The following is a 9497-nucleotide window of genomic DNA, read 5'->3' on the forward strand; positions in this document are numbered from 1 at the left end:
CTGTCAATTGGTCCAACTTTTTGTCCGCGTCCCCGCCCCTTTGAAATTGGTGCTGATCAGTAAAGAATATGAGCGATGATGAAGCCGGCAACGCAGGCTGTGAACACGCCGGTGAGGCCCGGGAGCATGAAGCTGTGGTTCAGTACGAAGCGGCCGATTTTTGTGGTGCCGGAACGGTCGAAGCCGATGCAGGCAAGGTCCGACGGATAGGTCGGAAGGAAGAAGTAGCCGTAGCAAGCCGGAATGAAGGACAGGACCATGACCGGGTCCATGCCTACGTTCAAAGCGATCGGCATGACGATGGCAACGGCTGCGCCCTGGGAATTGACGAGCTTGGATGTCAGGAACAGGACGAGCGCATACGCCCATGGGTATTCGGTGACAGCAGCGCCGAGGAATGTCTTCAGGACTGCCATGTGGTTGGCAAAGTATGTATCAGCCATCCATGCAACGCCGTAAACGGATACGAGTGCGACGATGCCTGCGCGGAAGACCTGGCTGTTGCCGACTTCCTTGGCTTTGGTGTGGCAGACGAAGAGGATGATCGAAGAAACGAAGAGCATGACCATCTGGATGACGGTTGTCATGGAAATGGCTTTCATCTTGCCTTTGGCATCAGCGAAGTGCGGGAGCAGATCCGGGAAATTGCCGAGGACTGCGATGCAGAGGATGCCGACGAGGAAAATGATGGTAGCGTGGTAGTAAGAAGACGGAAGTTCCTTGCCCTGCAGGGATTCGTTTTCACCGTACACATATTTCTTCTGTTCCGGATCTTTGATCATTTCCTGGAATTCTTTGTCGTCAGCGAGGTCCTTGCCTCTTCTGTAGCTCATGAGAGCAGCTGCGATGACGCCGATCAGGGTTGCCGGAATGGATACGGCAAGAATCTGGAGCAGGGAGTAGGTATAGCCTGCAGCTGCCATGAATCCGACGATGGAAACGACAGCAACGGATACCGGGGATGCAGAGATGCCCATCTGGGATGCGATGGAAGAAACGGCCATCGGGCGTTCCGGACGGATATTTTCCTTGATGGAAATATCATAAATGATCGGGAACATGGTGTAGACGACATGGCCTGTGCCGCAGAGGACAGTCAGGAGCCATGTGGTGACCGGAGCCAGAATCGTGATATGCTTCGGGTTATTTCTGAGGAAGCGTTCCGCATACTTCAGCATGACGGTCAGACCGCCAGATGTCTGCAGGAAGCCTGCGCAGGTAACAACTGCCATGATTGTCAGCATAACGCCGATAGGCGGGCTGCCCGGCTTGTATCCGAAAAGGAATGTATAAGCCATCAGACCGATGCCGCTGATGACCGCCAATCCGATCCCGCCATGCTTGATTCCAAGGAACAGGCAGGCAAGGAGTACCATAAATCCTAAAAACATTTCCATAATTGTTTCCTCCTGAATTGAAGAATATACTTATTCCTTCGGGTGATAATGTATAGTATACCGTATGTAAAATTTTTATCAAATTCTCTTTAATCATGAATTTCATGTTATGGATGCTTTTTTATCATCCATACTTGCTCTATGCGGAACTTACCTGCACATGAAATCTCCTTTATTCTCCTTTATCCTTCCATATTCATATCCATCTCTTTGATTTTCATGGAAACAGTTTCCATTTTTCATTTTCGCTTACTTTCGATACACTAAAAATTTTGGGCAGCCAAAAAGAGCCTTATTGGAGAATAATGACTCCAATAAAGCTCTTTCTTTGTACTTTTATTTTTGATTTTTACGCTTTCAATACAGTCAGGGTATGACCATTCTTCAAAATGGTGCCGTGGTTTTCAAGCGTCGTGACAGTGCTGTCGCCGGTGAGCACCCAGGAGGATCCTTCATCGATCTTGACATTGACAGTTCCCTTGGGATCCGTGGCTGCTGCATTCTTATCAATGGAAAGAGCACCCGTCCAGCGGGTATTCTTGAGAGTAAGATTCAGCATCGAAATATCATCGGCTATGATGTTTCCCTTAATTTTTTCATTTTCAAGGAGAACGTCCGCATTGCCGCCGTTGGCGCCTTTCTTCCCCCAGCCTCTCGATGCGCTGTTCCCGACGACGCAAAGGAGAGCGCCATCTGCATCATCGCTCGTGATTTCCGTATCCTTCAGCTTGATATTGCAGTCCGTATTCGTCACGTAGATGACGTCGCCGGCTCTCGAATGGAGTGTGCTTCCTTCCATAGAGAAATCAGAGCGGCCCTTTTCCGCATCCCCGCTCATGGACTGGTAAATCATGACAGTGTGGACATTTTCTTCGGTCATGGTGCGGTCACCCATTTTGCAGACCGCATTCATGTGGCCGTCGAGCGTGGAATCCTTGAAGGAAATGCTGTTCTTCCCTTCAATGACAGCGCCTTCGGAAGATGTGGCTAAGAGGTCTGCCCCTTCCACGCGGATATCTGCTGTCGAGTAGATGGCAGGCGAGCCGGAACCGCCCGTCTTGAACGATCCGCCCTTCACGATGACCGTGCCGCCTCCGCGGTCGCTCCGGATAGCGGCCGAAGAATTTCCTTCGGTCACGATCGTCAGATTTCTGGCTTCGGTATATCCGCCGCCCGTCGTCTGGATGCCGCCGGAATTATCCTTGTGCGTCGTGATGACGGTATCTTCGACGTAGACCTTCGTTCCCTTGCCATAGCTGAATACGCCGTTCCCGTTCTGCGCATTTGAAGTGACAAAGGAATTCTTCAGGGAAACCTTTGCACCGTCAGTGGCAAGGAGGGCCGCGTTCTGTCCGTAGAAATCGCCTGCTTCGGTATTGGACGTAGCGCCCGATATCTTTTCTGCGACGATGCGGTCAAGAGAAACGTCTGCGCCCGTAATCCGAAGCGCATTCTCATTGTCTCCCTTGGACATGTAGACAGCGCCTTTGACGGTTTCATTTTTGGAAATCGTATTGGCAGAAGTCCCCTGCGTGACTTCTCCTGGCGGATTGAAACCTCCAGGCGGCATCATCCCTTCCGGGGGCTGTCCTTCTGGCATCTGTCCCTGCTGCATCTCCTGCTCCATGGCAGGAGCTGTGGCATCGGCAGCATCTGCTGCAAAAGCAGAACTAAAAGGCAGCGAAAGCAGGGCTGCTGTCACCCATATTGCTAAATGATTCTTTTTCATGTGAATTCCTTCTTTCATCCAAAGAACCTTCCCTATCCATCTATTGTAACCCGATACCGGTCATAAAAAAAGACCCGCGGTCAATTCCGCGAGGCTTTTTTGCTGAATTTAGTGTAGATAAGCATATCATATATATAAGTATTATATAATAGCATTTTTACCGGTTAACTCTATTACATGATGTTTCTGCCGCTGCGTGAGGCTCCGCGGCAGCTTCCCCTAACAAATCTCACTTTCTGTTCTTACCAGTTAACTCTATTTACTCCACCCCTTCTGCCGCTACGCACAGCTACGCGGCAGCTCCCCCGTAGGGGAGCCTTTTCTAAAGGAACACCCTAGTTCCTATAAACCACCCTAGCATGACGAAGAGGAGGCCGCCGGCGAGCTGGAGGAAGAGGTAGAGGAAGCCCTGGAGGATGTCGCCTGCCTGGAGGTACTGCATGGTTTCGTTCATGAAGGAGGAAAAGGTGGTGAGGCCGCCGAGGAAGCCTGTGATGAGGAAGGCGGCAGCGGCGGGATTGGGATAGGCTTTGACAAGAAGGACTGACAAGAGTCCGATCAGGAAGGATCCTGCGCCATTGACGGCAAGTGTCCCGAAGGGAAAGTAGGTGCCTGCCATTCTTGCCATGTAAATCGTCGTGCCGTAGCGGCAGAGGGAACCGAGGGCGCCTCCAAGGGCTACCCAGAGTGGGAATAAGTAGTTCTGCATGTTGTCTCCTTAAACAAAAAACTCCTGCCCCGGTTAAGGGACAGGAGTCATCAGCGCGAAGCGTTCGGCATATGCCCGGCGAACTCCATCGCCGTCTTTCTTAAGTGAGCTCATTATAGCATGCGTGGATGCTTCCTGCAACTAAAGGGAGAACTCGCCCTTCCATTCTGCGCCGGAGAGGAGGTAGCGGAGCGCTTCTTCGAGCCTTTCTCCCCGATGGACGTAGTGTCCGCCCCGGTTCATTTGGAGAATGGCTTCCTTTCCTTCCTCCCTGACGATACCAAGGACATCCTCTGTTCTTTCCAGAATCGTATTCAATGGTTCCCTTCTCGTTTTCGGTTCCTTGGCACCGAGCGACAGGTAGACGCGCCTGACCGCAGGCGACAAAGGATGGCTCCTGTAATAGTCAAGGAGTCCTGTAAACCAGAAGGACCCTGAAATGGAGGCGATGCCGGAGAATGCATCGGTATGGCAGGCCGCATAAAGCGCAAACATGCCGGATAAGGAAATACCGACGAGCTGCCTTTCGGGATTATCAAGACCCGCTCTTTTTTCAGTGTCTGGAAGAATCGTTTCAAGGAAGAATTTTTCAAAGACGTCGGCCCCTCCTCCAAAATCGCCTTCCCTTTTGAAGATGCCAGGCGCTTCCCATGGCGAAAGGTCATTGCTCCAGTCAAGGCCGTCTATGGCAGCGATGGCGATTTCAAGCCTATCCGCCAGACTTTCATTCTCCGAAGCAATATCGGCAGGCTGGATGAAGTAGCAGATCCCCTTCGTATTCACTTCGGGCGTGTAGAGCGTGACCCGGTATGGTCCTTCCTGAAACGATTCCTTCTTCATGATTTCCTTTCTATTAACGTCCTTTGAACTGCGGTTTTCTCTTTTCGAGGAATGCGGTGATGCCTTCCTTGAAGTCTTCGCTGGCAGAGCATTCGCCGACGAGGCCTGCTTCCTGCTTGGAGTAGTCTTCAAAACCCTGATAGAGGCTGATGTACATGAGCTTCTTGATATTCTGGTAAGCAAGGAGCGGTCCTTCGGTCAGTTTCTTGGCAAAGGCATGGACGGTTTCATCCAGCTTCTCCTTTGGAACGACTTCTTTGACAAGGCCGATAGCAAGAGCTTCGTCTGCCTTGACCTGACGGCCGGAAACGAAGAGGTCGAGGGCGCGGTTGGCGCCGATGATTCTCGGGAGGAGGAAGACAGCTCCCGTATCCGGGCAGAGGGCAATGCCTGCAAAGGCCTGGATGAATTTGGCATCATCAGAGCAGATGACATAGTCAGCGCCCAGTGCCAGGTTCATTCCGCCACCGGCGCATGCACCGTGGACAGCGCAGACGATGATCTTGGAAAGTTTCTTCATATGGATGATGTCTTCTGCCAGTTTCCCTGCCAGGGCTGCCATGGATTTCGTGGCAAAGTCCGGTTCCTCGCAGTGCGCTTTCATGTAGCGGATGTCGCCGCCTGCGCTGAAGGCGCGTCCTGCACCTTCCATGACAATGACCTTCACTTCTTCGTCCTTGTCAGCTTTGGTGAGCGCATCTTCGAGTTCCAGTGCCATCGTGAGATCGACTGCGTTCAGCGTCTGCTGGTAGTCGAGTGTAATCGTTTCAATGCCGTCTTCGACTTTTGTCCTGATTCTCGTATAGTCCATGGATATTTCCTCCTGTCATGGCAGATCTGCCAAAAATGATTCCCGGATCTTCCGGGTTTCTCAACTGGATTCACTGTTTTTATTATATCACGGAGGGATTCTTTCATTTCCATTTCTCTATATAAAAAGGAAGGAACTCTTGATTTCCCATGGTATAATAATGAGGTATCTCTGTCTCTCTTTCCAAAGGCGCACCGCCCCGGGCGGTCTCCTCTGCGCAGCAGAAAAAATGACGGGATCGCATCCTTCGGACTTTCACTCCGATGAGATTTCTCCGGAAATGCTTCCGGGAATGATGGTTTTCAGAAAGGATTTTATTATGGCAGAAAAGAAGAAAGTCGTCGTGGCGATGTCCGGCGGCGTGGATTCCACGCTGACCGCGCGCCTCCTGCTCGATCAGGGCTATGAGGTTTACGGCGCTACCATGTATCAGTTTGACGGGCAGGACGAGGAGATCGAAGGCGCCCGCAAGATGGCGGAATTCATCGGGATTCCGTTCAAGGTCATCGATGTGAGAGAGGCGTACCAGAAGTTCGTCCTCAATTATTTCATCGAGTCCTACGCAGCAGGGATGACGCCGAATCCCTGCATGATGTGCGATTTCAAGGTGAAGTTCGGTCTCTTCTATGATGAAGTGAGAAAGGCATTCGACGCGCCTTACTTTGCGACCGGCCACTACGCGCGCATCGTCTACAATCCGGAAACGGAATTGTTTGAGGTCAGAAAGGGTCTGGACATCGCCAAGGATCAGTCCTACATGATGTACCACCTGACCCAGGAACAGCTTTCGCATATTATTTTCCCGCTTGGCCGCACGTTCAAGAAGGATACGCGCCTTATTTCCAAGGAAAAGGGCCTTCCGACTTACAACAAGGCAGAGTCTCAGGATATCTGCTTCCTGACCAGCGAGAAATCGTACGTGGAATTCCTCGAGAACCACGCGCCGGAAGCGTTCCAGCCAGGAAATATCGTCGACAAAAAGGGCCATGTGCTCGGCCAGCACAAGGGCATCCCTTATTATACGATCGGCCAGAGAAAGGGCCTGGGCATCGCTGCCAGGACGCCGCTTTACGTCATCGAGCTGCGTCCTGACACGAGAGAAGTCGTCGTCGGATCGAATGAAGATCTCTTCCGCACGCGCCTTCTCGCCAACGAACTCCATTTCTACGACGACAAGATCCCGCAGGAAGAGTTCCGCTGCCAGGCAAAGATCCGCTATGGCGTCCGTGTCCATGACTGCTCCGTGAAGGTCGGAGACGACGGACGCGCTGTCGTCACGTTCGATGAACCGCAGCGCGCTGTCACAACCGGCCAGTCTGTCGTCTTCTATGACGGCGACCTCCTCCTGGGCGGCGGCACAATCGTCAGAGCGCTCTAAAAGTCATCCCTTGTGGATACCGGATGGAAGATGACTCTCTTTTGAGAGTCATCTTTTCATTGCCCGGACTTTTAAAAAGGATTTTCAGATTATTCTATATGGGTTTATTAGTCACTATAAATTTTTTCCATATCGAAATATATCTTGTGAAACACACGGCAGGAAGGCGTTTCCGGCGTCTTTCTTAAAGGAGCTTCGCCGAACGTTACATTAGAAATAAAAAGAAGGGCTTTTTCTCTATTCCCTTTTTCCGCCTGTTGTTGTAGAATAGATTTCGGCACAAGATATTGTGCGTCATTATGTGCGCTTATCAATATTTTGTATTTATTTTAACTAGAATGAGAAACTTATATAAATAGAGAAAACAAAAGAAAAAATGGGATTTTGAAAGCATTAGGGGTGTTATGAATGGAAGAAATGGAAATGAACGTCAAGATGAATGTCATTAAGAGAAACGGCCAGGAAGTACCTTTTGACATCACCAAGATCGTGAACGCTATCGGCAAGGCCAATAACGAAGTCGATCACGTCCACCAGATGAATGATTACCAGATCCGCGCTGTCGCAGACAACATTGCGCACAAGATCGCAGGCTACTCCCACGCAGCCAATGTCGAAGACATTCAGGATATGGTCGAAACGGGCATCATGGAAATGCGCGGCTATGAAGTAGCGCAGAAGTATGTCCGCTATCGTTACAAGAGAGAAATCTCCCGCAAGAGCAACACGACCGATGACGGCATTCTTTCCCTGATCGACCTCTCCAATGAAGAAGTCAAACAGGAAAATTCCAACAAGAACCCTGTCATCAATTCCACCCAGCGCGACTACATGGCCGGCGAAGTGTCCAAGGATCTGACAAAGCGTCTGCTCCTCCCCGAAGAAATCGTGAAGGCGCATGAAGCAGGCATCATCCATTTCCACGACGCTGACTACTATGCGCAGAGAGAACATAACTGCGACCTGATCAATCTGGAAGACATGCTGCAGAACGGCACCGTCATCAGCCAGACCATGATCGAAAAGCCGCATTCCTTCTTCACTGCCTGCAACGTAACGACACAGATCGTCGCTCAGGTAGCATCCAACCAGTACGGCGGACAGTCCTTCACACTGGCGCACCTGGCTCCATTCGTAGATATCAGCCGCCAGAAGATCAAGAAGGAAGTCATCGCTGAACGCAAGGAAACCGGTGAATCCATGGACGAATCCATCATCGAAAAGATCGTGGAGCGTCGTCTGAAGGAAGAAATCAAATCTGGAATCCAGACCATCCAGTACCAGCTGATCACCCTCATGACCTGCAACGGCCAGGCTCCATTCGTCACCATGTTCATGTACCTGGACGAAGTTCCGGACGGACGTACCCGCAAGGATCTGGCCATGATTATCGAAGAAGTCCTCCGCCAGAGAATGCAGGGCGTCAAGAATGAAAAGGGCATCTGGATCACTCCGGCATTCCCGAAACTGATCTACGTCCTCGACGAAGACAACATTCATGATGATTCCCCGTACTATTACCTGACCAGACTTGCTGCTGAATGTACAGCAAAGAGAATGGTTCCTGACTATATTTCCGCCAAGATCATGAAGAACCTGAAGCACGGCGACGTTTACCCATGCATGGGCTGCCGCTCCTTCCTCACCCCGGATACCGAGGGCCTTGGCGAAAACGGAAAGCATAAATACTACGGCCGCTTCAATCAGGGCGTCGTCACCATCAACCTCGTCGATGTGGCATGCTCTTCTGGCGGCGATATGGATAAATTCTGGGAAATCCTGGAAGACCGCCTCGAACTCTGCCACAGAGCGCTCCGCTGCCGCCATGAAAGACTGCTCGGCACCGTCTCCGACGTGGCTCCGATCCTCTGGCAGTACGGCGCTATCGCTCGTCTCAAGAAGGGCGAAACGATCGACAAGCTCCTCTTCAACAACTACAGCACCATTTCCCTCGGCTATGCAGGCCTCTATGAAATGTGCGTCCGCATGCTCGGCGTATCCCATACAACGGATGAAGGCAGAAAATTTGCCCTCGCTGTCATGCAGAAACTGAACGACAAGTGCTCCGAATGGAGAGCTGCTGAAAACATCTCCTACTCCGTATACGGCACACCGATGGAATCCACCACCTACAAGTTCGCTAAATGCCTCCAGAAACGCTTCGGCATCATCCCGGGCGTAACGGACAAGAACTACATCACCAACAGCTACCACGTCCATGTTTCTGAACACATCGACGCATTCCATAAGCTGAAATTTGAATCCGACTTCCAGAGACTCTCCCCGGGCGGCGCTATTTCCTACATCGAAGTACCGAATATGCAGACGAACATCCCGGCAGTCCTGACCGTCATGAAGTACATCTATGAAAACATCATGTACGCAGAACTGAACACGAAGAGCGACTACTGCATGGCATGCGGCTATGACGGAGAAATCCGCATCATCGAAGATGAAACCGGCAAACTCATCTGGGAATGCCCGAACTGCGGCAACCGCGACCAGCACAAGATGAGCGTCGCAAGAAGAACCTGCGGCTACATCGGCACCCAGTTCTGGAACCAGGGCCGTACACAGGAAATCAAGGACAGAGTCCTCCACCTGTAATCTGAATATCTGAAGGGCGGCGTCTG

The 9497-nt window shown here is 51.3% G+C and carries 7 protein-coding genes and 1 riboswitch; of the genes, 2 read left to right on the forward strand and 5 right to left on the reverse strand.

Annotated elements, in window-relative coordinates:
- Positions 1-56: 56 nt before the first annotated feature.
- From M3200_RS02660 to M3200_RS02680, 5 genes are all read right to left on the reverse strand, one after another.
- A complete protein-coding gene (locus tag M3200_RS02660; RefSeq protein WP_022381992.1) occupies positions 57-1397 on the reverse strand; it encodes an anaerobic C4-dicarboxylate transporter in 1341 nt (446 codons plus the stop codon).
- 349 nt (positions 1398-1746) lie between these two features.
- On the reverse strand, positions 1747-3126 hold the full coding sequence (locus M3200_RS02665) for a hypothetical protein (RefSeq protein ID WP_022381993.1): 1380 nt from the start codon (positions 3124-3126) through the stop codon (positions 1747-1749).
- A 322-nt stretch (positions 3127-3448) separates the two neighbouring features.
- Complete coding sequence (crcB, locus tag M3200_RS02670) at positions 3449-3835, reverse strand: fluoride efflux transporter CrcB (protein ID WP_022381994.1); 387 nt, start codon at positions 3833-3835, stop codon at positions 3449-3451.
- Positions 3836-3869: 34 nt separating this feature from the next.
- A riboswitch (Fluoride riboswitch) is annotated at positions 3870-3937 on the reverse strand.
- 39 nt (positions 3938-3976) lie between these two features.
- Positions 3977-4675: an alpha/beta hydrolase gene (locus M3200_RS02675; protein WP_022381995.1), complete on the reverse strand. Its 699-nt coding sequence runs from the start codon at positions 4673-4675 to the stop codon at positions 3977-3979.
- A 13-nt stretch (positions 4676-4688) separates the two neighbouring features.
- Entirely contained in the window at positions 4689-5486 is a 798-nt protein-coding gene (locus M3200_RS02680) for an enoyl-CoA hydratase/isomerase family protein (protein ID WP_022381996.1), read from the reverse strand.
- A gap of 319 nt (positions 5487-5805) precedes the next feature.
- On the opposite strand from M3200_RS02680, the gene mnmA reads away from it, so the two are divergent.
- Positions 5806-6864 (forward strand): tRNA 2-thiouridine(34) synthase MnmA, encoded by a 1059-nt coding sequence (gene mnmA / locus M3200_RS02685; protein ID WP_108850963.1) that lies wholly within the window; start codon positions 5806-5808, stop codon positions 6862-6864.
- 408 nt (positions 6865-7272) lie between these two features.
- Complete coding sequence (nrdD, locus tag M3200_RS02690) at positions 7273-9471, forward strand: anaerobic ribonucleoside-triphosphate reductase (protein WP_022381998.1); 2199 nt, start codon at positions 7273-7275, stop codon at positions 9469-9471.
- Positions 9472-9497 lie beyond the last annotated feature (26 nt).

Origin of the sequence: Dialister sp. CAG:357, from assembly GCF_000435155.1 — a bacterium.
Classification (GTDB): Bacteria; Bacillota; Negativicutes; order Veillonellales; family Dialisteraceae; genus Dialister; species Dialister hominis.

Bases quoted from the DNA above. Each gene is read 5' to 3' on its own strand.
- M3200_RS02660 (WP_022381992.1), bottom strand. From the start codon at position 1,397: ATGGAAATGTTTTTAGGATTTATGGTACTCCTTGCCTGCCTGTTCCTT.
- M3200_RS02665 (WP_022381993.1), bottom strand. From the start codon at position 3,126: ATGAAAAAGAATCATTTAGCAATATGGGTGACAGCAGCCCTGCTTTCG.
- crcB (WP_022381994.1), bottom strand. From the start codon at position 3,835: ATGCAGAACTACTTATTCCCACTCTGGGTAGCCCTTGGAGGCGCCCTC.
- M3200_RS02675 (WP_022381995.1), bottom strand. From the start codon at position 4,675: ATGAAGAAGGAATCGTTTCAGGAAGGACCATACCGGGTCACGCTCTAC.
- M3200_RS02680 (WP_022381996.1), bottom strand. From the start codon at position 5,486: ATGGACTATACGAGAATCAGGACAAAAGTCGAAGACGGCATTGAAACG.
- mnmA (WP_108850963.1), top strand. From the start codon at position 5,806: ATGGCAGAAAAGAAGAAAGTCGTCGTGGCGATGTCCGGCGGCGTGGAT.
- nrdD (WP_022381998.1), top strand. From the start codon at position 7,273: ATGGAAGAAATGGAAATGAACGTCAAGATGAATGTCATTAAGAGAAAC.